Here is a 21,480-nt window from a genome sequence, read left to right on the forward strand (position 1 = left end):
GACGAGTGGTTTCGACTACCCCGTCCGCTACTTAGTCCGCACCGGCAGGGCGGCCGGACCGCCGCCCTTCAGCGAAGCCGTCACCGTCCGGTCGCTCAACCAGAGGTAGCAGCGGACCCCCCGGTCACCGACCCGCCACCGGCCCGGACCGGGCGGACGCACCACCACCCCGCTGCGGAAGGGCAGGCTGGTGTCGTTCGGCACCCCCACGTACCGGCCGAGTATGCCGCGACAGCCGGCGTACAACGGCAGCCAGTCGACGTCCCTGGTCGGGTACGGCCGGTCGGGGGCCTTCCAGACGCCCACGAACTCCGCCTCGTGGACGGCCGAGCACTCCACCGGCACCAGCACCTGCACCCCCGCGCCCCGGCCGCTCTTGGCCCGCTGGCAGCCCAGCCGCAGCGGGGAGGGCCCCTTCAACGCGTCCCGCAGGCTGCCCGTCCGGGTGACCACCGTGGCCGCCGCCTCGACGGTGTTCAGCTCGCTCAGGTCGCACCGGAACCAGCGGGCCCCCGCCGCCCAACCCGGCGCGGTAGGCAGCGCCACCGCCAGCCGCAGCCGGCCGGCCCGCCAGTCGTCGCCCACGTAGCCGGCCGCGTGGGTGTCGCACTCGGCGAACGCGCCCCGCAACTCCGTCGAGCCGGTGGCCGGCGCGGTGGCCCGCGTACCCGGCAACGCGCCCACGTGCACCGTCTCCACCAGGTGCGGCACCGCGCAGTCCACCGGCGCGTACGCCGCCAGGGAGACCGTGTCGGTGAAGTCGGCCACCTGGCACACGCCCGCCGCGGGGGTGAACGGCCCGGCCGACGGCAGGGCCGCCCAGTCGTCGGTGAGATCGCCGTCGAGGCCGCCCGGGGCACCGCAGGCCGCCAGGACCGCTCCCGCCGCCACGGCGGCGACGGCGAGCGTCACCGCTCGGCGGACCCTCATCGCACGGCGCAACGCGCCTCCCCCAGCCGACGACCGTCAATCCGACGGTCAGCCCAGGGTAACCAAAAATGACCTTCCGGTAACAGACCGGAATTCTGGTCAGCCGACGACGGCGAGCGGACTCGGCACCGGGTCGCCGGCCGTCCCGACGGCCGCAGCGGCCGGGTCGCCGCCCAGCTCAACCACCCTGTTGTCGGCGTCCACGTGGACCACCCGGGGGCGGTACGTCCGGGCCTCGGCGTCGTCCATCTGACCGTACGAGATCAGGATCACCAGGTCCTGCGGGTGCACCAGGTGCGCCGCCGCGCCGTTGATGCCGATCACGCCGCTGCCCCGCTCACCGGGGATCACGTACGTCTCCAGCCGGGCCCCGTTGGTCACGTCCACGATCGCCACCTGCTCGCCCGGGAGCAGGTCGGCGGCGTCGAGCAGATCCTGGTCCACCGTCACCGAACCGACGTAGTGCAGGTCGGCCTGGGTCACCGTCGCCCGGTGGATCTTCGACTTGAGCATGGTCCGGAGCATCGTGGTGCCTTTCAGAGAGGTACGGGGTCAGCTGCGGGGAGCGAGCCGGATGGCCAGGTTGTCGATCAGCCGGGTGCCGCCCACCCAGGCCGCGATCAGCAGCCGGGCCGGCCCGGCGACCGGCCCCGGCTCCAACTCCGGGTCGGTGAGCACCAGATAGTCCAGCCGCGCGCCCGGCGTCGCGCCCAACGCCCGGTGGGCGGCGGCCAGCACGTCACCCGCGTCGGCACCCCGCTCGGCGGCGGCCGCACCGGCCCGCAGCGCGGCGGACAGCCCCAGCGCCACCTGCCGCTCGTCCGCCGACAGGTAGCGGTTACGGCTGGACAGGGCCAGCCCGTCCGGCTCCCGGACGGTCGGCACGCCCACCACCTCGACCGGCACGTCCAGGTCCCGGGCCATCCGGCGGACCAGGGTGAGCTGCTGGTAGTCCTTCTCCCCGAAGAAGGTGAGATCGGGCCGGGTGAGCTGGAGCAGCTTCAACACCACGGTCAGCACCCCGTGGAAGAAGCCGGGCCGGCTCTGCCCCTCCAGTTCCTCACCGAGTTGGCCCGGGTTCACCCGGACCGTGGGCTGCCCGTCCGGGTACATGTCCGCCACCGCCGGGGCGAACACCAGGTCCGCACCGGCCCGCCGGCACACCTCCAGATCGGTGTCGAGGGTGCGCGGGTACCTGTCGAAGTCCTCGTTCGGGCCGAACTGCAACGGGTTCACGAAGATCGTCACCAGCACGTGGTCGGCCCGCTCCCGGGCGGCCCGGATCAGCGTCTCGTGCCCCGCGTGCAGCGCACCCATCGTCATCACGACGCCGACCGTGCCGGCCAGGCCGGCCCGCGCCTTCGCCAACTCCGCCCGGGTGTGCACCAGTTCCGTCACTGATTCGCCCTTCGTTCGCGCTGCGGGGCTCGCAGACCCGGCTCGCTCCTCGCGCTCACCGGATCGCCCTTCGTTCGCGACTGCGGGACTCGCAGACCCGGCTCACGCCGCCACCTCGCGGTGCGCGCCCGCCAGCACGTCGAGCAGGGGCTCGGCGTCGACCGGGCGCAGCCGGCCCGCCGCGATCGACCGGTCGGCGCTCCGTCGGGCCAACGCCAGGTAGGGGGCGACGGATTCCGGCGCGGTCTGCGCCAGCCGGTCCAGGTGCCGTCGTACGGTGCCCGCGTCGCCGCGCGACACCGGGCCGGTGAGCGCGTCGTCACCGAGCCGCAGGGCGTTCTCCAACGCCGCCCGCAGCAGCGGGGCCAGCACCTTCTCCGGCTGGGCCACCCCGGCGTCCCGCAGCCGGTCGGCCGCCTCGTTGACCAGGGTCACCAGGTGGTTCGCGCCGTGCGCCAGCGCCGCGTGGTAGAGCACCCGGTCGGTCTCCCCCACCCACTCCGGCACCCCGCCCAGGTCGGCGACGAGCCGGGCCGCCACCGCCCGCAGCTCCGCCGGGGCGGTCACCCCGAAGGAGATGCCGGCCAGCCGGGACAGGTCGTCAGGCGTACCGGTGAAGGTCATCGCGGGGTGCAGGGCCAGCGGCCGGGCACCCACGGCGGCGGCCGCGGCCAGCACGGCCAGCCCGTGCGCTCCGGAGGTGTGCGCGACCACCTGGCCGGGGTGCAACGCCCCGGTGTCGGCCAGCCCGGCGACCACACCAGCCAACGCGTCGTCGGGGACGGCGAGCAGCAGCAGGTCGGTGGCCTCCCGGGCGACCGAGGTCGCCGAGCGGTTCACCGCGTCCGGCAGGAGCAGCGCGATCCGGGCCCGGGTCGCCCCGGAGACGCCGGAGGCGGCGACCACCCGGTGCCCGGCGGCGACCAGCGCCGCCCCGAGCACGGCACCCACCCGGCCGGCACCGACCACACCCACGGTGAGGTGGGCGGGAAGGACGATCGGGACATCGGGTACGACGGGGCCCTGCGGTACGGCGACGCCGGGTGGGGCGGCCGGACGCGGGCGCAGCGGTGCGCTCATGGCGACGATCCAGTCCTCGAAGGGGGTACCGGTCGATGGCAAGTATGCGCCGGGGGCAGGGAAGCCGAACAAGGATGTGTGAAAACGTTCACCGACCGTCGGCACCGGGCGTCCCGGTGGCGGCCGGCGTCCCGGTGTGGCAGCTCACCGCCGGCCGGCCAGGAACCCGGCGTCACCGCCGCCCCGTCGCACTCCTGCGCGCCGTCGAACCGGCCGTCGACCACTGCGAACCGCCCGGCGGGCCGGTTGCTGACCCGGTCGTAGGTGAAGAACGTGTCGTCGCCCTGGCTGGACACGACGAGGGTGCCCGCGTACCGGCCGGTGGCATGATCGTCAGGCCCTCCACGTCCTGGGCGATCCGCCCGCCGAAGCCCGGGTCGGTGGTGTGGTCGGTGACGCAGTCGTCGACCGCCGGGCCGAAGACCGCCGGGCCGCCGTACTCGCGGACCCGCTCCACCGGGAGCGTCGGCGTCGCCGCCGGCCGCGTCGTCGAACAGGGCGGGTGTCTCGGCCACCGCCCGGACCGGGCGCGGCGGCGGCACCGGTGGTCGTCAGCAGCGGTACGACCGCCAGCGCGGGGATCACGATTCGTCTCATGCCCGCAGACCGTAGGGTCGGCACGGTGACGGACCCTGGACACGGGATGAACGCGATTCGTTGGCGGGAGGCCATGGCCGCCGCCCTCTACGGACCGGACGGCTTCTTCGTCTCCGGGTCCGGCCCGGCCGACCACTTCCGGACCAGCGTGCACGCCTCCCCGGAGTTCGCGGCGGCGGTGTTCCGGCTCGTGTCCCGCCTCGATGCCGCCCTCGGCTTCCCCACCCCGTTCGACGTGGTGGACGTGGGCGCGGGCCGGGGTGAGCTGCTGCGCGCCCTGGCCGTCCTGGCCCACGGGTCGGCGACGTCCGGCGCGGCTCCGACGCCGCTGGCTGACCGCCTGCGCCTCACGGCCGTGGAACTGGCCCCCCGGCCGGCGGACCTGCCGACCGTCATCGGCTGGACGGCCGAGCCCCCGGCGGGAATCACCGGCCTGCTGACCGCCACCGAATGGCTGGACAACGTCCCCCTGGACGTGGCCATCCCCACCGACACCGGCTGGCGCTACCACCTGGTGGACCCGCGCACCGGCGAGGAAACCCCCGGCCCCCCACTGACCCCGGAAGACCTGACCTGGCTAACCACCTGGCACCCCACTCCGCCACCCACCGCCCCCATCACCGGGGGTGGGGAGCGGGTGGAGCTGGGGCGGGGGCGGGACCTGGCCTGGGAGGCGGTAGTCGGGAGGCTGCGGCGGGGGGTGGCGTTGGCCGTCGACTACGGGCACCTGCGCGGGCGGCGGCCGGTGGGCGGCACGCTGACCGGGTACCGGAACGGACGGCAGGTGCCGCCGGTGCCCGACGGGTCGTGCGACATCACCGCACACGTCGCCATCGACTCCGTCGCCACCGCCGGTGCCCGGGTCGCCGGGTACGCGTACACGTTGCTGTCGCAGCGGGAGGCGCTGCGGGCGCTCGGGGCCGACGGCGGCCGACCGGCGCTGAGCCTGGCCGGCACCGACCCGGCCGGCTACGTGCGGGCGCTCGCCGCCGCCTCGGCGGTGGCCGAGCTGACCGACCCGGCCGGGCTCGGCGGACACCACTGGCTGCTCCAGCCGGTCGGCGTCGCCGTCGATGCGCTCATGGCACGATGACCGACATGACCACGGACACCGGTGAAACGCGCGAGCTGACCGTCGGCACCGGGGCCGGCGGGGAGCAGCTCGGCACCGACATGGTGCTCAACATCGGCCCGCAGCACCCCTCGACGCACGGCGTGCTGCGGCTGAAGCTGGTGCTCGACGGGGAACGGGTGGTCGCCGCCGAACCCATCGTCGGGTACATGCACCGAGGCGCGGAGAAACTGTTCGAGGTCCGCGACTACCGGCAGATCATCGTGCTGGCCAACCGGCACGACTGGCTGTCGGCGTTCTCCAACGAGCTGGGCGTGGTGCTCGCCGTGGAACGGCTGATGGGCATGGAGGTGCCCGAGCGGGCCACCTGGCTGCGGATGGCGCTGGCCGAGCTGAACCGGGTGCTCAACCACCTGATGTTCCTCGGCTCCTACCCGCTGGAGATCGGCGCGATCACCCCGGTCTTCTACGCGTTCCGGGAACGGGAGACCATCCAGGCGGTGATGGAGGAGGTCTCCGGCGGCCGGATCCACTACATGTTCAACCGGGTCGGCGGGCTCAAGGAGGAGGTCCCCGCCGGCTGGACCGGCCGGGCCCGCGCCGCCATCGACGAGGTCCGCCGCCGGATGCCCGACCTGGACAACCTGATCCGACGCAACGAGATCTTCCTGGCCCGGACCGTCGGGGTGGGGGTGCTCTCGGCCGCCGACGCCGCCGCGTTCGGGGCGTCCGGGCCGGTCGCCCGTGCCTCCGGGCTGGACCTCGACCTGCGCCGCGACGAGCCCTACCTGGCGTACGACCAACTCGACGTGCCGGTGGTCACCCGCACCGCCGGGGACTGCCACGCCCGCTTCGAGGTGCTGCTCGACCAGGTGTACGCCTCCCTCGACCTCGCCGCGCAGTGCCTCGACCGGGTCGACCGGCTCACCGGACCGGTGAACACCCGACTGCCCAAGGTGGTCAAGGCCCCCGAGGGGCACACCTACGCGTGGACGGAGAACCCGCTCGGGATCAACGGCTACTACCTGGTGTCGCGGGGCGAGAAGACGCCGTGGCGGCTCAAGCTGCGCACCGCGTCGTACGCCAACGTGCAGGCGTTGGCCACCCTGCTCCCCGGCTGCCTGGTGCCCGACCTGATCGCCATCCTCGGCTCGATGTTCTTCGTGGTCGGCGACATCGACAAGTGAACCGCCCCTGACCCGGCCGGCAACGGCCGCCCCGACGCCCCGCCGGTCAGCGCCAGTGCCCACCCGCGCGGGGGGCGTCGTCCTGCGGCGGGTAGCCGTACCGCTGCCCGCCCGCCCACTGCTGGTCGTCGCGCGGCTCGGGCTCGGGGTCGCGCCACGACACCACCGGCTCCCGGTCCCGCCGCGGCTCGGCCCGCTGCCCCTCCCACCGCCTGTCGTCGGCGCGCGCCGGCCACTCCTGGGCGGGCTGCGGCTCGGCGCGGGCCGGCCACTGACCGTCCGCCCGTTCCTGCGCCGGTGGGGTCGCGTGGGCCGGCCACTGTTCGGCCGGCCGGTGGCTGCGCGCCGGCTCCCGCCACTGCTGCGGCACCGGCACACCCCCGGCCGGCAGCGCGGGACGGTCGGGCTGCTCCGGGCGACCGCCACCCCACCGGTCGCCGATAGGCTCCGTCCCGTCCCGGTACGGCTCCTCCTGCCGCACCGACGCCCACCGGTCCGAATAGTGGTAGCCGCCGTCGGCACGCGCCTCCGCGCGACGCTCCCCCACCCGCACCTCCCGGGCCCGTCCCTCGTCGCGCGCCTCGGCCCAGCGGTCACCGGCCCGCGCCTCACGGTCCGGCGCATCGGCCCGGTCCGGCACCCAGCGGTCACCGGCGCGCGGCTCGGCCGGCTCGGCACGGCCCCCCGCCCAGCCGGACCGGCCGCCCGCCGACCAGGCACCGGCCTCCCCGCCGCCCGCCGACCACTCCGGCCGGCCCGGCTCGGGCCGGTCGTCGCCCGGCGTCGACCACCCGGGGCCGGCCGCGGCCGGCCAGGCCCGCTCGTCACGGGACGCCGGACGGGCCGCCCGGGAACGGTCCTCCGGCGGGGCCGACCAGCCCCGGCCGGTCGGCTCGGCCGACGCCGACCAGGGACGCTCCGGCTCCCCGCCAGCCCAGGACGACTCGTCCCCGCCGGCGGCCCACCGGCCGGCGTACCCACCGCCGTAGCCGCCTGCGGGATCGGGGCCGTCGACGACGGTGTGCCGGGTGGTCACGTGCACGGTCTCGGTGTGCCGCACCACCCCGAGCGGGCGGGACGTCGCCTCGCCGGCGGGCACCCCGCCGCGTGGCTCCCGGGTGGCCGCCCCGTACACCCCGGCCTGCCCGGTGGGCGGGCGCTCCGGGGCGTAACGGCGGCCGGTCGGTTCGGCGGTCTCCCGGTCGGCCGGGACCCGTCCCCGGCCCGCCGCGACCGGCGCGGAACCCTCCGGGTGGCTCCAGTCCGACGGGGGCTCCTCGACCACGGCCCGTCGCCTGCCCACCGGGGCCTCCGGTTCCGGCTCGGCGGCCGGGACCCGGGCCCGGCCCGCACCGGCGACGGAATCCTCGGCGGGCGGGGCGGCGACGGCGGCAGCCAGCTCGGCTGCCGCATCCAACCGGCGACGCAACGCGGTGACCTGCTCCTCGGCCCGCTGCGACTGGTCCAACGCCTGGTTGCCGCGCTGGGCGGCGGCCACGATCTCGCTGCGCAGCTCGCGTCGGAGCTGCTCCAACTCGTCGAGCACCGTCTCGTCGGACGGCTGGGCACCGCCCTCGGCGCGCAGCGCGATGGACAGGCCGATCAGCACGACGGCGGTGATGGCCAACACCGCGGCGAAGCGCAGCGGACCGTTGCCGTCGGCGAACAGCAGGATCAGCGCGGCGATCGGCGCGAACGCCACCCCGATCCAGAACAGGACGGTCAGTAGTTGCGGTCTGCGCTTCTCGGAGACGACCGGGGAGGGCATGGCTGTGCAGCCTACCGAGATGTACGCGGGCTGGGAACGGTCCCAGGGCAGAATTGCCCCGATCTCGGCCGGTACGGTCGGCGCGACCGGATCGCCGCCGACCGGCATCCGCCCTGGTCAGCCGGGGCACGATCACCCCGTTCCGGGGCGGGCCCGGTCGCGGTCGGGAGGAGCCGACCGCGACCGGGATCACGCTCAGCTGGTGGCGAGTGCGCCGTCGGACGAGAAGACCAGACCGACGCTGGCGGTGCCGGTCTTCAGCGCGTTCTTGGTCTGCGGGCCGCCGGCGTCCAACGAGCTGAACGAACCGGCCTTGAAGTCGTAGACCTCCACCAGACCGGCCTGGCACTTCGGCCGCTGCGGGCACTCCGGCGGGCCGGCCAGCACGGTGTCCTTGCCGGAGCACTTGGCCGCCAGGTCGGAGAGGGTCTTCAGGGAGTACTTGTCGGCGAACGCCTTGGTCACCGCGAAGGCGTTCTGGTCCTGCGCCGAGGACGGGGTGCCGAACGTGATGCCCGCCTTGTCACCCTCGGACTTCAACGCGCTGACCGTCTTGTCCAGCTCCGGCGAGGAGACCGGGGTGGCGTCCTTGCCGTTGGCCTTGGTGTTGAGGAACTCAGCCATGGTCGCCGCGTACTCGGGGACGACCTGGATCTCGCCCTTCTCCAGGCTCGGCTCGTACAGCTCGCGGTTGCCGATCTGCTGCACCTTGACCTGGTAACCGGCCGCGGTCAGGGCGATGTTGTACAGCTCGGCCAGGGTCTGGCTCTCGGAGAAGTTGCCCGCCCCGACGACGATCTGCCCACCCGGGCCCTTGGCGATGCCGGTGGTGAGCCCGTTGGCCGAGGCGAACTCCTCGGCGGCCGCCTTCGGCGTCTTGCGGTCCACGTCGACCGCCTTGTTGAGGGCGATCAGCTTCGGCGTGTCCAGCGCGGCGGAGACCTTGTCCAGCGCGGCGAGCAGCTGCGGGTTGGCCACCTTGGCGTTGACCGCCGGGATGATGTTGTCGGTGTTCTGGAGCTTCTTGTCGTCGTCGAGGACGACGAGCTGGTCACCGGCGACCGGGGCGCAGCCCGCACCGCTGGCACCCTGCTGCGGAGCGTCGGTGCCGGACGAGCCGGCGTCCCCACACCCGGTCAACAGACCCGCCAGGGTCAGGGCGCCCACCGCGCCCGCCGCCAGCCGTGTCCGTACGCGCATCGTGCCCGCCTTCCGTGTCCCGGCGCGACCCGGGCAGGGCCGGCCGCGTGTCCGACAGGCGACGGTCGCCGCCCGCGGGTTCAGCCAATATCCTTCCGGACCGACCGACAAACTCTGAACCACTTTCGTCACGTGATCGTCACGGAAAGGGATCAGTTCCCCGCCGTGGCGTCCGCCGCCCGCCGGTTCGCCGCCCGCCGGGTACGCCGCAGCGGTCGCGGGGTCACCGCCCGCTCGACCAGTGCCAGCACCCCCTCCGCCGCCAACGCCAGCCCCGCCACCAGCACCCCGCCGGCGATGATCTGCCCGCCACCGGCCGCGATGTCCAGCCCGAAACCGGCCCGGATGATCTGGCCCAGCCCTCCGCCGTTGACGAACGAGGCCAGTGCCGCCGTCGCCACCACCTGCACGGCGGCCGTACGGAACCCGGCGGCCAGGTACGGCACCGCCAGCGGCAACTCCACCCGGCGCAGCACCTGCCACGCCGACAACCCCATCCCACGCGCCGCGTCCCGGGCCTCCGGGTCGGCCTGCCGCACCCCGGTGTACGCGTTGGCCAGCAGCGGCGGCACCGCGAACACGGCCAGGGCGACCACCACCGCCGGTCGCCCGAACCCGAGGAAGGTCAGCGGCAGGATGGTGAGCAGCGCCAGGGTGGGGATGGACAGGGTCAGGTTGGAGATCAGCACGACCGCGCCGCCGCCGCGCCCCGAGTGCCCCAGCCAGAGGCCGACCGGCCAGGCCACCAGACAGCCCAGCAGCACCGCCGCGGCGGACATGCTCAGGTGCTCCCCGACCCGGTCCAGCACCCCACCGGGGTTGGTCCAGTTGAGCGGGTCGTTGAGCCAGACCACCGCCTGCTGCACCGGATTCACCGGGTCTGCCTTTCGTTCGTGACTGCGGGGCTCCGCTGCGCTGCGCTCCTCGCACTCACCGGGTCTGCCTTTCGTTCGTGACTGCGGGGCTCCGCTGCGCTGCACTCCTCGCACTCACCGGGTCTGCCTCTCGTTCGTGACTGCGGGGCTCCGCTGCGCTGCGCTCATCGGGGGCGGCTCCGGAGCCAGGGGGTGAGCAGGCGGCCCACGCCGGCCAGGATCAGGTCCAGCACCAGGGCGAGCAGGACGCAGAGCAGCGTGCCGGTCATGATCTGGGCCTTGTAGAAGTTGTTCTGGAACCCGGCAAAGATCAACTGACCCAGGCCACCCCGGCCGATCACCACCCCGACGGTGACCAACGCGACGGTGGAGACCGTGGCGAGGCGTACCCCGGTGAGGATGCCGGGCAGGGCCAGCGGCAGGTCGATCCGGAACAGCCGGGCCCACCTGCCGTACCCCATGCCCTCGGCGGCGTCACGCACCTCGGGGGGCACCTGGTTCAGCCCGGCCACCGCGTTACGGACGATCACCAGCAGCGCGTACAGCACCACCACGGTGAGCACGGTCACCGCCCCGATGCCCAGGTAGGGGGCGATGAACGCGAACAGGGCCAGGGAGGGGATCGTGTACAGCACGCCGGTCAATGCGAGAATCGGCCCGGCGAGACGCCGGTACCAGTAGGCCAGCACCGCCAACGGCAGGGCCACCAGCGCGGCGAGCAGCACGGCCCGGCCGGTCAACGAGGCGTGCTCGCGCAGCGCGGCGAGAATGGTGTCAGAGTTGTCCCGCACGTACTGCCAGGAGAACCACGGATTACCCGGCTCGGCCCGGTAACTCAGGTGGAAGGACACACGTGGACGTTACCCCCGGGGGCACCGGCGACGCAGGACACAGCGCCGCCTCGATCACGCTCGACGGCATCCGCAAGCGGTACCCCGACGGCACCGACGCGGTCCGCGAGCTGAGCCTGGAGGTGCCGGCCGGCGAGCTGGTGGTGCTGATCGGCCCGTCCGGCTGCGGCAAGTCGACGGTGCTGCGGATGGTCAACCGGCTGATCGAGCCGACCGGCGGCCGGATCATGCTCGGCGACGAGGACATCACCCGGGTCGACCCGGTGAAACTGCGCCGACGGATCGGCTACGTGATCCAGAACGTCGGCCTGTTCCCGCACCAGACGGTCGCCACCAACGTCGGCACCGTACCCCGGCTGCTCGGCTGGCCGAAGGAGCGGATCCGGCAGCGCAGCGGCGAGCTGCTGGAGCTGGTCGGGTTGGACCCGGCCCAGTTCGGACGCCGCTACCCGCACGAGTTGTCCGGCGGGCAGCGGCAGCGGGTCGGGGTGGCCCGCGCGTTGGCCGCCGACCCGGTGGTGCTGCTGATGGATGAGCCGTTCTCCGCCGTCGACCCGATCGTGCGGACCCGGTTGCAGGAGGAGTTCCTCCGGCTCCAGGCCGAGGTCCGCAAGACCATCGTGCTGGTCACCCACGACCTCGACGAGGCCGTCCGGCTGGGCGACCGGATCGCGGTGCTCTCCGAGGGCGGCCGGCTGGAGCAGTACGACACCCCGGCGGCCCTGCTCGGCACGCCCGCCTCGCCGTTCGTGCGGGAGTTCGTCGGCGCGGACCGGGGCATCCGCCGGCTGGCGGTCACCCCGGTCACCCGGGAGGTGCTCGACGGGGAGGCCACCGACGCCACCCTGCCGGAACTGCCGCTGGGCCGCTCGGCGTACGACGCGCTGGCCGCGATGCTGACCGCCGGAACCGACGCGGTGGTGGTCACCGCCGACGGCCGGCCGGCCGGCACGCTCAGCCGCGCCCGGGTGCTCGACCTCGGACAGCACGGCAGCTAGCCCCGCGTCCGGTCAGGCCCGGCCGCCCAGGCTGGCCAGCCCGATGATCCACCCGGCGAAGAAGCCGTAGCCGGCCCCGGTGCCGGTGGTCTCGAAGGCCGCCAGCAACGGACCGTCCACGGTGAGCAGCGCCGCCAGTAGGGTCGCCGCCGCCGCGGCCAGGGTGTACGCGGCCCAACCGGAGAAGAACTGGCTGGCCGACCCGGGCACCCGGGCCACCTGACCGGCGGGTAGCAGGTAGAGCAGGCCCCCGGCGAACAGCAGCAGGAGGATGGCCCGCAGGTCGGTGGCGAGCACCCCGTGCTCCGGGTCAGCCGACTCGACCCGCCAGGCGGGCCAGGCGAGCAGCCGCAGGTACCAGCCCCCGGCGGAGTTCGGATCGGTGTGGGCCTCGGCCCAGCCGACGTACCAGGGGCTGCCGCAGACGCCGACGAGGATCAGCGCGGCGAGGGTGCCGGTGCCGGCGGCGGTGCCGTACCCCTGCACGGTGCGGGGGCGTCGGGTGAGGGCCATGCGGCGGGAAGTTCCCGACCCGCCACGGCCGGCAAACCTCTCCCACCACCCGGCGGGTCGCCCGCTCAGTGCTTCATCAGGTAGTCGATGAACGCCGCCCGCAACAGCGGCGCGGACTCCTCGTAGCCGTGTCCGGTCAGCTCCCGCCACAGCGCCGCCGCCTCGTCGATGGTCGGCCCCACCGAGTTGGGCGCCCCGTCGAGCGCGGCGGCCTCGTCGGCGTTCGGCAGGTGCCGCAGCACCGACCAGAAGAACCCGACGTCCCGCCGCTCCCGGGCCCGCGCGAAGGCCCGCTCCCGCAGCTCCTCGGTGGAGAGGGCGTCGAGCTGGTCGAAGGTGTGGCCGGTGCCGGCGGAAGGAGTCTCGGTCATGCCCGCGAGCCTAACCGGCGAGATCGTCGTCGGCCCGTCGTCCACGCCCGCCCGCAGCGGGAGCCGCACCGGGGCGTTCACCGCTCGCCGGCGTCCCAGCGGGGTGGGGCGCTCTGCCAGCGGGGGGCCTCCCAGGGGTCGGGCGGGGTGTCGTCGGTCGTCCGCTCCGGCAGGGCCGGGGTCCAGTTGCGCGCCTCCCCGCCCGGGGGCATCGACCACCCGGAGCTGATCGCCCCGTCCCGCACCGGCGGCAGCTCGACGGGCTCGCCCGGCACGCTGCGGGGCCGGCCGTACGTCTCGACCAGCCGGGTGACCAGCAGCCCACCGGCCAGTGCCGTCCCCCCGACGGCCCACCGGTCGGTCGGCGCACCAACGTCGTCCGCCCAGGTCAGGTAGGTCACCACCAGGCCGACCGCGAGGAGCGCGCCGAAGATCCCACCCCGCCGGCCGTACGCGCTGGTGCCGCCGAACATGGACACCCCGACCGCGAGCACCGTCCAGTCCAGTCCCGACGTCGGCGTCACCGGGCCGTCCGCGTTGGCGGCGACGAGCACCCCGGCGAGCATCGCCACCACGGTCGAGGCGATCAGCGCGGACGAGGTCACCAGGGCGGCGGTCATGCCGCGTCGACGGGCCGGGTCCGCCACCGGCCGGAACCGGCCGACCAGCCGGCGTACGGTCCGGATCGCGCCGAACGCGCCGAGCAGGACGACCACCGCGGCGAACCCGGCGAACAGGTAGTAGGCGTTGCGCCGGGGGTCGTAGTCGGCCTGCACCACCACCGGCAGGTCCCGTCGTTCGATCCAGACGATCACCCCGGCGGCGGCGGCGAGGCTGGCCGCCCAACCGGGCACGTGCAGCACCACCACCGCCCAGGCCAGGGCCAGCCCGCCCAGCGCGGCGGCGACCAGGGCCGGGACGACCGCCGTGGACACCCCCCGGTCGCCCTGCTCGGCGAAGTGCAGCGCGGCGGCCAGCGCGACCGGGCCGATCGCCAGGTTCACCGCAGCGGTCCGCAGGCTCAGCCCGGCGGCGAGGACGAGCAGGCCGAGCGCGACCGCGTCGACGAGCAGCCGCCGCAGGCCGGCCCCGCGCAGCGCGTCGGGGTCCTCCCGCCACAGCAGGTAGGCCAGCGCGGCGAGGGCGAGCAGCAGCACCAGTTCCCAGACCACGTGCACGCCGAGCCGGTCCCGGCCGGGTTCCCCCTGCGCCGGGTCGTCGAGGACAGTCTCGGGCGTCTCCGCCGACGCGGTCCGGCCCGGTTCGTCGTACACCATGCGGTGCGCCTCCCAGGTGACCGGCCGTCACCGGTGACGGCTGACTGTGTTCCGGTCGCCAGGCACCGTACCCGCGCGCCGGGGGCGGACGTAACCCCTGTCAGCGCTGCCCGGGTCGGTCCGCCCGGTCGTCGGCGTCGTCGTCGGACTCGGGGACCCGGCAGGAACGTTCGAGCCAGAGCGCGGCGGCGACCAGGGCCAGCGCGGCGAGGGTGCCCGCCCCGGCGGCCGGCCGGTCCTCGATGGCGGCGTTGGTCGGCTCGACGAAGAGCCAGCCGGTCAGCCCGGCGTAGAAGCCGAGGAAGATCGCCCCGGCCAGCGCGGACGCCTTGGCGAGCACCACGAACCGGGCGACCAGCAGCGGGTTGACCGGTTCCCGGCCGGGCTTGCGTTCGATCCGGCCACGGGTGTTGACCGCCGCGTACGCCTCCAGCACGGCCAGCGCGGCCAGGGTGACCACCGGCAGCCAGGGCAGCCGGGGAATGCCGCTGTAGTAGAAGCTGCTGATCAGCAACCAGGCCACGGCGGCGGCGGCGAGCGCGGCGACCAGCAGCGTCGAGAACCGGGTGGGACCCATCCTCGACCCGTCGGGCTCCCGGTCACGGGACGGTCGGGACGGCGTCATACCGGCCGGCTCCACTGGTTCATGTGTCCGACTCTAACGAAAGATCGGGGCGGGGGGTCAGTTCGAGGGCGTCCCCGGCGACCGGTTCGGCGTTGAGCAGGTCGGTCAGCCAGCCGTGCCCGGTCAGCCGCCCGTGCGGGTCGATGTCGATCCACGGCCGGAGCACGAAGGCGCGCTGGTGGGCGCGGGGGTGCGGCAGGGTCAGCCGGGGGTCGTCGCTGAGCACCGGCCGGCCGTCGTCGTCCCAGACGGCCACGACGTCCACGTCGAGGGTGCGCGGCCCGTACCGGCGGGCCGGGTCGCGGACCCGGCCGGCGGCGGTCTCGGCGGCGTGCGCCCGCGCCAGCCAGTCGTCCGGGGCCGCCGCCGGGTCGGCGACCATGACCGCCGCGTTCAGGTACGCCGGCTGGTCGGCGTCGCCCCACGGGGGTGTCTCGTAGACGCCGGAGACCACCAGCACCGCGTCACCGAGACCGGCGACCGCGGCCCGCAGGTGGTCGAGCCGGTCGCCCAGGTTGCTGCCGATCGACAACACCGCCCGGGTCACCGGGTACGCCGCATCGTGACGGCCACGTCGGTGAAGGTGTGCGGGATCGGGGCCTCGGGCTTGTGGACGGTGACGGTGGCGGCGGTGACCAGCGGCTCGGCCAGGCAGACCGCGAGCAGCCGGTCGGCCAGCGTCTCGATCAGGTTGACCGGTTCGCCGGTGACCACCGCGACCAGCCGCTGCGCCAGCTCGCCGTAGTGCACGGTGTCGGTCACCTCGTCGGAGCGGGCGGCCGGGGCGAGGTCGAGTTCGAGTTCGGCGTCGACCACGAAAACCTGGCCCTCGGCGCGCTCGAAGTCGTAGACGCCGTGCCGGCCCCGGGCCCGCAGTCCGGTCAGGACGATCCGGTCGGTCACGTTCCTCCCTCCGTCCGGCCGGTGGGGGCCGGGTCGTTGCCTGTGGCGGCGAGCCGGGGGCGGCCGGTGGCCGACCAGACGGCGAGCGCGTCGGTGGTGCCCCGGACGTCGTGTACGCGGACCCCCCAGGCGCCGGCGGCCACGGCGAGCACGCTGGTGGCGATGGTGGCGGCGGCCCGGCCGTCGGTGTCCCGGGGGGTGCCGTCGGGGGCGGCGAGCAGGTGGCCCAGGTAGGACTTGCGGCTGGCGCCGAAGAGCAGCGGCAGCCCCAGGTCGAGCAGTTCGGGCAGGCGGGCGCTCAGTTCCCAGTTGTGCGCGGCGGTCTTGGCGAAGCCGAGCCCGGGGTCGATCACCAGCCGGTCGGCGGCCACCCCGGCGGCCAGCGCGTCGTCGACCCGCTGGGCCAGTTCGGCCCGGACGTCGGTGACCACGTCGGTGTAGCTGGCCAGCCCGCGCATCCCCCGGGAGTGTCCCCGCCAGTGCATCAGCACCCAGGGGCAGCCGGCGTCACGGACCACCCGGGCCATGTCGGGGTCGGCCAGCCCGCCGGAGACGTCGTTGACCACGGCGGCCCCGGCGACGACGGCCGCCTCGGCGACCGGGGCGCGGGTGGTGTCGATGCTGACCGGCACCCCGGCGGCGGCGAGTTCACGGATCACCGGCAGCACCCGGGACGCCTCGGTGCCGGGGTCGACCCGGTCGGCACCCGGCCGGGTGGATTCGCCTCCGACGTCGACCAGGTGCGCGCCCTCGTCGTGCAGTCGCACACCGTGTGCGACGGCGGCGTCGAGGTCGGCGTACCGGCCGCCGTCGGAGAAGGAGTCGGGGGTGACGTTGAGGACGCCCATCACCACCGGGGCCTGCGCCCGTACCAGATCGGTCACGACTAGACGGTACCGGTCGCGTCGGGCCGCTCCAGGGGCCCCCGCCAGCCCTCCCACGGCCACCCTGACGTGCCTGTTGGAACACGTGTACGATCGGTCTTCCGGGTCGAATCGGGCCGACTCTTCGCGGCTTGTCGCAAAGGGGGGCGGCCCGTACGCTGTGGAATTGCCCAGCATCAAGAGATGGCGAAGCCTGGAGGGAGGGCCAAAGCGGGAAAATCCCCCCAAATCTCGCCACTCTCCGTGGTGAGGAGCCCGCGCCGCGTCACCGACGCCGTGCACAAGTGAGCACATTCCCGCCAGGCTTGCCTACTGCACCACCGCGGCACCGCCGGCCGCGTTATGGGGAGGTTCCAGTGATCGCCTTCGAGCTGATGGAGACGACGTCTTCCGGCGTCGCGCAGGTGCTGCACACCCTGGCGACGACGCCACTCGCCGAACCGGCCCCCAAGGGCATCGACACCAACGGTGTCGTCACCTTCTTCGCCAGCAAGATCGCACCCATCCTGCTCGCCGTGCTCGGGGTCATCTTCATCGGCCGGGCCAGCCGGGGCGAGATCTCCAAGGTGCTGACCAGCTCGGCCATCGCGATCGTCGGGCTGGCCTTCATCGCCGGCGCGGCCACACTGTTCTTCGTCGGTGACTACCTGATCGACCTGATCTTCGAATAGGCGCGGGCGAGACATGCGGCTGCGCACCGACGACGACATCTACCGGGCCCGCCTGGTCTACCTCGGGCCGCCCGGATACACCCTTCCGGTCCACCTGCCGTACGCCCAGTACGGACTGTTCATGCTGCTCGTACCCCTCTACATGTTCATCCACTGGCTGTTCACGTTGCAGGTTGAGCTCTTTCCCGCCTGGGAGATCGCGCTCGCCATCGTGAGCACCTCGTTCATCTTCCGGTACGTCGACCCGGACCGGCCGGCGCGGATGGTCATCCGCACCGCGCTCACCGACTGGCGACGCACCCGGGAACCGGCCGCCGAACTGCGGGACCCCCGCCTGGTCGGCAGCCGGATCAGGATCCGGGAGGAACTGGCATGACGGGGCGTACCCGAACCGGGCAGTCGGACCACACGGGTGAGGCGGTCGAATGAGTCGCTCTTCCACGCCGGGTTTCCCGGCCGGACGACACAGCGCCCCACACGGTAACCGTGCGCGGTCGTTCGACTACCCGCAGGAGGAGCTGCGGGACGACGAGCCGTACGACCCGTCCCTGCTCACCGGCCCGGGGCAGGGCGGCGTGGGGGTCTTCCAGGCCCCCCGGCCCGGCCCCGGCCGGAGCGCCCCCCCGGCCGAGCCGACGCCTGCCGCGCCGATGCTGGTGGGTGACGGCACCGACATCGACTCCCCCTTCCTCGACCTCTTCGGTGGCGGCCCCCGCCCCGGCACCGCCCCCTCGCCCGGCACCCCCGCGCGCCGAGGTCCCGGCCGGGAGCAGCGACCCGTGCCGCACCAACCGGCCCCCGCGCCGCCGGCCATCGCGGCGCAGGCACCTCCGGCGGCCATCGAGGCGGCCCCACCGGCCGAGCGGACCGCGCGTACCCGCGTCCCGCACCAGCAGGGCGACCGGTCGGCGACGGCCCCGACCGACGACCGGCCGGCCGGGGCACCGCAGCGGCCACCGCGCCGGGTCCCCACCGACCTGTTCCCCCGGGACACCGGCGAGCCGCTCACCGCGCGGGAGGCGGCCGAGCGCGCCCGCCGGGAGGCCACCGAACGGGCCCGGGAGGCGTCCGACCGGGCCCGGCGCGAGGCCGCCGAGCAGGCCCGCCGGGAGGCCGCCGAACAGGCCGCGGCGGACGCGGCCCGCCGCGAGGCCGCCGAGGCGGCACATCGCGAGGCGGTGGCACGGGCCGAACGCAACGCTGCGGAGCTGGCCCACCGCGAGGCGGTCGCGCAGGCCGAACGCGAGGCCGAACAGGCCCGCCTGGAGGCTGCGGAGCAGTCCCGGCGCGAGGCCGCCGAGCAGGCCCGTCGGGACACGGCCGAGACGGCCCGGCGGGAGGCGACGGAGCGGAGCCGACGCGAGGCCGCCGACCAGGCACGGCGGGAGAACGCCGGGCAGTCCCGGCGGGACGCGACCCTGACCCCCCGACCCCGACCCACCCCGGCGCCCCCGACCACGGCCTGGCCCGAACCCGTCGAGCCGGCCTGGCCGGAGGACGTCGAGCCGGCCTGGCCGGACACGGCCGAACCGATCCGGGCGGAGGCCGTGGTCGCCCCGGCCGGCGCGCTGGCCGCCGAACCGGCCCGGCCCGCACCCGTCGACGCCGACCGGGTCACGCCGACGGACCCCGGCTCCCGGGAACTGGCCACGCCCCGGGAACGCGCGGCGAGCCGCCGTACCGCGGCGACCAAGCCGGTCCGGGTACGCCCACCGAAAATCAAGTTCGGGGACCGGGACCCGTCGATCGAGCTGGCCATCACCGAGATCGCCGGGCACCTGACGTTCACCCCCAACACGGTCACCGCCTGGTACTGGCTTCCCGAGGTGCGGTGGGCGTTCCGCCCGGACGCCGAACGCGAGGCCCTGCTCTCCGCGATCTCGGAGCAGTACGCCGGCCTGGCCGGCTTCCGGCTGCACCTGCGCCGTACCACCAGGCCGTTCCCCGCCGACGAGTGGGCCCGCACCATCGACGCGCACACCGCGTCGCCGCTGCCCGACGTCCCCGGCACGCCCGGTTGGGCCGACCACCTGGTCGCCGCCCAGCAGCACCTGATGTCGGTCAACCACGCCGAGGGGCAGACCTACCTGGGGGTCACCTTCGCCCGTCGTTCCCTCGGCGACTCCCTCACCGAACGCCTGCTGCGCGCCTTCGGCAGGGGCACCGCCGACGGTGAACGGCGCAAGCTGGGCCGGACCGTCGAACAGTTCGACGAGGTGCTGGGCAGCTTCGGCATGCGGGGCCGGCGGGTCACCGCGCAGGAGCTGGAATGGCTGCTCTACCGCTCGGTGGCGCTGTGCATGGCCCCGCCCGGCGCGCTCTCCCCGGTTACCAACGGCCGGTGGGAACGAGGTGACCTGCTCGCCCTCACCGAACAGGTCGAGCGCTACCGCACCCCGTACGGCACCACCGTCAAGTTGGTCAACCGGATGACAGGCGAGGAACGGCACGTGGCCGTGCTCGCGGTCGGCCGGATGGAGCCGCTGGAGATCCCCGAACGGCACGAGCCGTGGCTGCACTTCCACGAGCGGCTGCCCTGGCCGATGGAGATCTCCACCCGGGTCGACATCCTCGGCTCCGGCGACTCCTTCCGTAACCTCGAACACCGGCTGCGGATGATCCGGTCGCAGCAGCTCGACTACGCCGAGCACGGCATCGACGCCCCGCCCGAGTTGGAACGGCTCGCCAAGCGGGCGCTGGTGATCGGCGACGAGATGACCACCGGACTGCCTGTGGACTCCGCCCGGGCACACGGCTGGCACCGGATCGCCGTGGGCGGCCGGACCCGCGAGGAGTGCATGGAACGGGCCCGCCGGCTCATCCAGCTCTACTCCCGGGAACTGCGCATCTCCCTGCAACACCCGAAGAACCAGGACTGGCTGGCGCGGGAGTTCATCCCCGGCGAACCGATCGCCAACACCGGTTACGTCCGCCGGATGCCGGTGCCGCTGCTGGCCGCCGCGCTCCCCCAGGCGGCGTCGACAGTCGGCGACCGCCGGGGCGACCTGATCGGGCGTACCGCCGGGACCTGCCGCCGGCCGGTCTTCCTCGACCTGCACTTCCCGATGGAGGTACGCGAGCGTTCCGGGCTCGCCGTCTTCGTCGCCGAACCCGGTGGTGGCAAGTCGACCCTGCTGGGCGCGCTCGGCTACCTGGCCGCCCGGCGGGGCGTGCAGGTCACCCTGCTCGACCCGTCCGGTCCGCTGGCCCGGCTCTGCGCCATGCCGGAACTCAAGCCGTACGCCCGGGTGCTCAACCTGACCGGCTCGGAACCGGGGACGCTGGCCCCGTACGCGCTCATCCCCACCCCCCTGCGCAGCGAGTTCACCTCCGGGGCGGCGGGCGACCGGGAGTTCGAGATCGCCGTCTCCAACGCCCGGGCCGAGCGACGCATGCTGGTGCAGGACATCTGCATGATGCTGGTGCCGCCGCAGGTGGCCCGGGAGGCGTCCACCGCCACCCTGTTCCGGCACGCGGTACGCCAGGTGCCGGCCGAGGAGACGTCCACCCTGGACGACGTGGTCACCTGTTTGCAGGGGCTCGACGACGACGCCGGCCGGGAACTGGCCCACCTGCTGCTCGACACCGCAGAGATGCCGTTGGCCATGCTCTTCTTCGGCCGCCCACCGGAGGGGCTGCTCGGCGCCGGCGCGGCGCTCACCGTGATCACCATGGCCGGCCTCCGCCTGCCCGACCTCAAGATCGAACGCGAGTACTGGTCGGCCGAGGAGGCGCTGGCCCTGCCGATGCTGCACACCGCCCACCGCCTCGCCGTCCGCCGCTGCTACGGCGGGTCGATGTCCTCGCGCAAGCTCGTCGGTCTGGACGAGGCACACTTCATGGAGGGCTGGCGCTCCGGCCGGTCCTTCCTGGTCCGCCTCGCCCGCGACTCCCGCAAGTGGAACCTCGCCGCCCTGGTCGCCTCGCAGAACCCGAAGGACATCCTCGGCCTGGACGTCCAGAACCTCGTCTCCACCGTCTTCGTCGGCCGCATCGCCGAGGACACCGAGATCGCCTCCGAGGCGCTCCGGCTGCTCCGCGTGCCGGTCGACGACGGCTACGAGGCCACCCTGGCCTCCCTGTCCGCCGTCGACACCACCTCCGCCACCCGGCTCGGCTTCCGCGAGTTCGTCATGCGGGACGTGGACGGCCGGGTGCAGAAGGTCCGGGTCGACGTGTCGTACGTCGAGGGGCTGCTGGATCACCTCGACACCACCCCCGCCGCGGTCGCCCAGGCCGCCGGGATACTGCCGACCGTCCTGGCTGATCTGGAGGCGTGA

Annotated in this window: 21 protein-coding genes; 6 read left to right on the plus strand and 15 right to left on the minus strand. The window is 74.3% G+C overall.

Annotated features, from left to right (window positions below; translation table 11 throughout):
* Positions 1–27: 27 nt before the first annotated feature.
* From Q2K16_RS17825 to Q2K16_RS17840, 4 genes are all read right to left on the minus strand, one after another.
* Positions 28–930, minus strand: a complete 903-nt coding sequence (locus Q2K16_RS17825) for a septum formation family protein (protein ID WP_302738722.1) — start codon at positions 928–930, stop codon at positions 28–30.
* Positions 931–1,029: 99 nt separating this feature from the next.
* Positions 1,030–1,455: an aspartate 1-decarboxylase gene (gene panD, locus Q2K16_RS17830; RefSeq protein WP_088647581.1), complete on the minus strand. Its 426-nt coding sequence runs from the start codon at positions 1,453–1,455 to the stop codon at positions 1,030–1,032.
* Positions 1,456–1,482: 27 nt separating this feature from the next.
* Entirely contained in the window at positions 1,483–2,328 is an 846-nt protein-coding gene (gene panC, locus Q2K16_RS17835; protein WP_302738723.1) for a pantoate--beta-alanine ligase, read from the minus strand.
* Between the two features lie 102 nt (positions 2,329–2,430).
* Positions 2,431–3,408, minus strand: coding sequence for a Rossmann-like and DUF2520 domain-containing protein (locus tag Q2K16_RS17840; protein WP_302738724.1), 978 nt, complete (start codon positions 3,406–3,408; stop codon positions 2,431–2,433).
* A gap of 643 nt (positions 3,409–4,051) precedes the next feature.
* On the opposite strand from Q2K16_RS17840, the gene Q2K16_RS17845 reads away from it, so the two are divergent.
* Both Q2K16_RS17845 and Q2K16_RS17850 read left to right on the plus strand, forming a co-directional pair.
* Positions 4,052–5,098 (plus strand): SAM-dependent methyltransferase, encoded by a 1,047-nt coding sequence (locus tag Q2K16_RS17845; protein ID WP_302746520.1) that lies wholly within the window; start codon positions 4,052–4,054, stop codon positions 5,096–5,098.
* Positions 5,095–6,264, plus strand: coding sequence for an NADH-quinone oxidoreductase subunit D (locus tag Q2K16_RS17850; protein WP_302738725.1), 1,170 nt, complete (start codon positions 5,095–5,097; stop codon positions 6,262–6,264). Before Q2K16_RS17845 ends, Q2K16_RS17850 begins: the two co-directional genes overlap by 4 nt.
* A 46-nt stretch (positions 6,265–6,310) precedes the next feature.
* Here Q2K16_RS17850 and Q2K16_RS17855 read toward each other — a convergent pair whose 3' ends face one another.
* The 4 genes from Q2K16_RS17855 to Q2K16_RS17870 form a co-directional block, all read right to left on the minus strand.
* Positions 6,311–8,032, minus strand: a complete 1,722-nt coding sequence (locus Q2K16_RS17855; RefSeq protein WP_302738726.1) for a hypothetical protein — start codon at positions 8,030–8,032, stop codon at positions 6,311–6,313.
* Positions 8,033–8,227: 195 nt separating this feature from the next.
* The gene (locus Q2K16_RS17860) at positions 8,228–9,232 is read right to left on the minus strand and encodes a glycine betaine ABC transporter substrate-binding protein (RefSeq protein WP_302738727.1); all 1,005 of its coding nucleotides are present in this window, start codon (positions 9,230–9,232) and stop codon (positions 8,228–8,230) included.
* Between the two features lie 152 nt (positions 9,233–9,384).
* Positions 9,385–10,107, minus strand: coding sequence for an ABC transporter permease (locus tag Q2K16_RS17865; protein WP_302738728.1), 723 nt, complete (start codon positions 10,105–10,107; stop codon positions 9,385–9,387).
* A 164-nt stretch (positions 10,108–10,271) separates the two neighbouring features.
* On the minus strand, positions 10,272–10,958 hold the full coding sequence (locus Q2K16_RS17870) for an ABC transporter permease (RefSeq protein ID WP_088643878.1): 687 nt from the start codon (positions 10,956–10,958) through the stop codon (positions 10,272–10,274).
* Positions 10,959–10,960: 2 nt separating this feature from the next.
* Here Q2K16_RS17870 and Q2K16_RS17875 point away from each other — a divergent pair, with 2 nt between their 5' ends.
* Positions 10,961–11,956, plus strand: coding sequence for an ABC transporter ATP-binding protein (locus Q2K16_RS17875; RefSeq protein ID WP_302738729.1), 996 nt, complete (start codon positions 10,961–10,963; stop codon positions 11,954–11,956).
* A 12-nt stretch (positions 11,957–11,968) separates the two neighbouring features.
* Here Q2K16_RS17875 and Q2K16_RS17880 read toward each other — a convergent pair whose 3' ends face one another.
* From Q2K16_RS17880 to folP, 7 genes are all read right to left on the minus strand, one after another.
* A complete protein-coding gene (locus Q2K16_RS17880) occupies positions 11,969–12,469 on the minus strand; it encodes a hypothetical protein (RefSeq protein WP_302738730.1) in 501 nt (166 codons plus the stop codon).
* A gap of 65 nt (positions 12,470–12,534) precedes the next feature.
* Entirely contained in the window at positions 12,535–12,840 is a 306-nt protein-coding gene (locus tag Q2K16_RS17885; protein WP_088643875.1) for a hypothetical protein, read from the minus strand.
* Between the two features lie 77 nt (positions 12,841–12,917).
* Positions 12,918–14,117 carry an ABC transporter permease gene (locus tag Q2K16_RS17890; RefSeq protein WP_302738731.1) on the minus strand — a complete coding sequence of 400 codons (1,200 nt, stop codon included), beginning with the start codon at positions 14,115–14,117 and terminating at the stop codon, positions 12,918–12,920.
* A 100-nt stretch (positions 14,118–14,217) separates the two neighbouring features.
* Positions 14,218–14,694: a DUF3180 domain-containing protein gene (locus tag Q2K16_RS17895; RefSeq protein ID WP_302738732.1), complete on the minus strand. Its 477-nt coding sequence runs from the start codon at positions 14,692–14,694 to the stop codon at positions 14,218–14,220.
* 67 nt (positions 14,695–14,761) lie between these two features.
* Complete coding sequence (gene folK / locus Q2K16_RS17900; protein WP_302738733.1) at positions 14,762–15,289, minus strand: 2-amino-4-hydroxy-6-hydroxymethyldihydropteridine diphosphokinase; 528 nt, start codon at positions 15,287–15,289, stop codon at positions 14,762–14,764.
* Positions 15,286–15,645 (minus strand): dihydroneopterin aldolase, encoded by a 360-nt coding sequence (gene folB, locus Q2K16_RS17905; RefSeq protein ID WP_302738734.1) that lies wholly within the window; start codon positions 15,643–15,645, stop codon positions 15,286–15,288. The genes folK and folB overlap by 4 nt, the downstream gene beginning before the upstream one ends.
* Positions 15,642–16,529 (minus strand): dihydropteroate synthase, encoded by an 888-nt coding sequence (folP, locus tag Q2K16_RS17910; RefSeq protein ID WP_302738735.1) that lies wholly within the window; start codon positions 16,527–16,529, stop codon positions 15,642–15,644. The genes folB and folP overlap by 4 nt, the downstream gene beginning before the upstream one ends.
* Before the next feature lie 356 nt (positions 16,530–16,885).
* Between folP and Q2K16_RS17915 the strand changes: the two genes are divergently transcribed.
* The 3 genes from Q2K16_RS17915 to Q2K16_RS17925 are packed head-to-tail and all read left to right on the plus strand — an operon-like array spanning position 16,886 to position 21,480.
* Positions 16,886–17,200, plus strand: coding sequence for a hypothetical protein (locus Q2K16_RS17915; protein WP_302738736.1), 315 nt, complete (start codon positions 16,886–16,888; stop codon positions 17,198–17,200).
* A gap of 13 nt (positions 17,201–17,213) precedes the next feature.
* The gene (locus Q2K16_RS17920) at positions 17,214–17,576 is read left to right on the plus strand and encodes a hypothetical protein (RefSeq protein WP_067302246.1); all 363 of its coding nucleotides are present in this window, start codon (positions 17,214–17,216) and stop codon (positions 17,574–17,576) included.
* 49 nt (positions 17,577–17,625) lie between these two features.
* A complete protein-coding gene (locus Q2K16_RS17925; RefSeq protein ID WP_302738737.1) occupies positions 17,626–21,480 on the plus strand; it encodes an ATP-binding protein in 3,855 nt (1,284 codons plus the stop codon).

Origin of the sequence: Micromonospora cynarisoli, from assembly GCF_030518815.1 — a bacterium.
Lineage (GTDB): Bacteria > Actinomycetota > Actinomycetes > Mycobacteriales > Micromonosporaceae > Micromonospora > Micromonospora wenchangensis.

What these genes read in the sequence shown, in the direction of transcription:
- Q2K16_RS17825 (WP_302738722.1), bottom strand. Translation starts at nt 930, where the DNA reads ATGAGGGTCCGCCGAGCGGTGACGCTCGCCGTCGCCGCCGTGGCGGCG.
- panD (WP_088647581.1), bottom strand. Translation starts at nt 1,455, where the DNA reads ATGCTCCGGACCATGCTCAAGTCGAAGATCCACCGGGCGACGGTGACC.
- Q2K16_RS17840 (WP_302738724.1), bottom strand. Translation starts at nt 3,408, where the DNA reads ATGAGCGCACCGCTGCGCCCGCGTCCGGCCGCCCCACCCGGCGTCGCC.
- Q2K16_RS17845 (WP_302746520.1), top strand. Translation starts at nt 4,052, where the DNA reads ATGAACGCGATTCGTTGGCGGGAGGCCATGGCCGCCGCCCTCTACGGA.
- Q2K16_RS17850 (WP_302738725.1), top strand. Translation starts at nt 5,095, where the DNA reads ATGACCGACATGACCACGGACACCGGTGAAACGCGCGAGCTGACCGTC.
- Q2K16_RS17855 (WP_302738726.1), bottom strand. Translation starts at nt 8,032, where the DNA reads ATGCCCTCCCCGGTCGTCTCCGAGAAGCGCAGACCGCAACTACTGACC.
- Q2K16_RS17860 (WP_302738727.1), bottom strand. Translation starts at nt 9,232, where the DNA reads ATGCGCGTACGGACACGGCTGGCGGCGGGCGCGGTGGGCGCCCTGACC.
- Q2K16_RS17880 (WP_302738730.1), bottom strand. Translation starts at nt 12,469, where the DNA reads ATGGCCCTCACCCGACGCCCCCGCACCGTGCAGGGGTACGGCACCGCC.
- Q2K16_RS17885 (WP_088643875.1), bottom strand. Translation starts at nt 12,840, where the DNA reads ATGACCGAGACTCCTTCCGCCGGCACCGGCCACACCTTCGACCAGCTC.
- Q2K16_RS17890 (WP_302738731.1), bottom strand. Translation starts at nt 14,117, where the DNA reads ATGGTGTACGACGAACCGGGCCGGACCGCGTCGGCGGAGACGCCCGAG.
- Q2K16_RS17895 (WP_302738732.1), bottom strand. Translation starts at nt 14,694, where the DNA reads ATGGGTCCCACCCGGTTCTCGACGCTGCTGGTCGCCGCGCTCGCCGCC.
- Q2K16_RS17920 (WP_067302246.1), top strand. Translation starts at nt 17,214, where the DNA reads ATGCGGCTGCGCACCGACGACGACATCTACCGGGCCCGCCTGGTCTAC.
- Q2K16_RS17925 (WP_302738737.1), top strand. Translation starts at nt 17,626, where the DNA reads ATGAGTCGCTCTTCCACGCCGGGTTTCCCGGCCGGACGACACAGCGCC.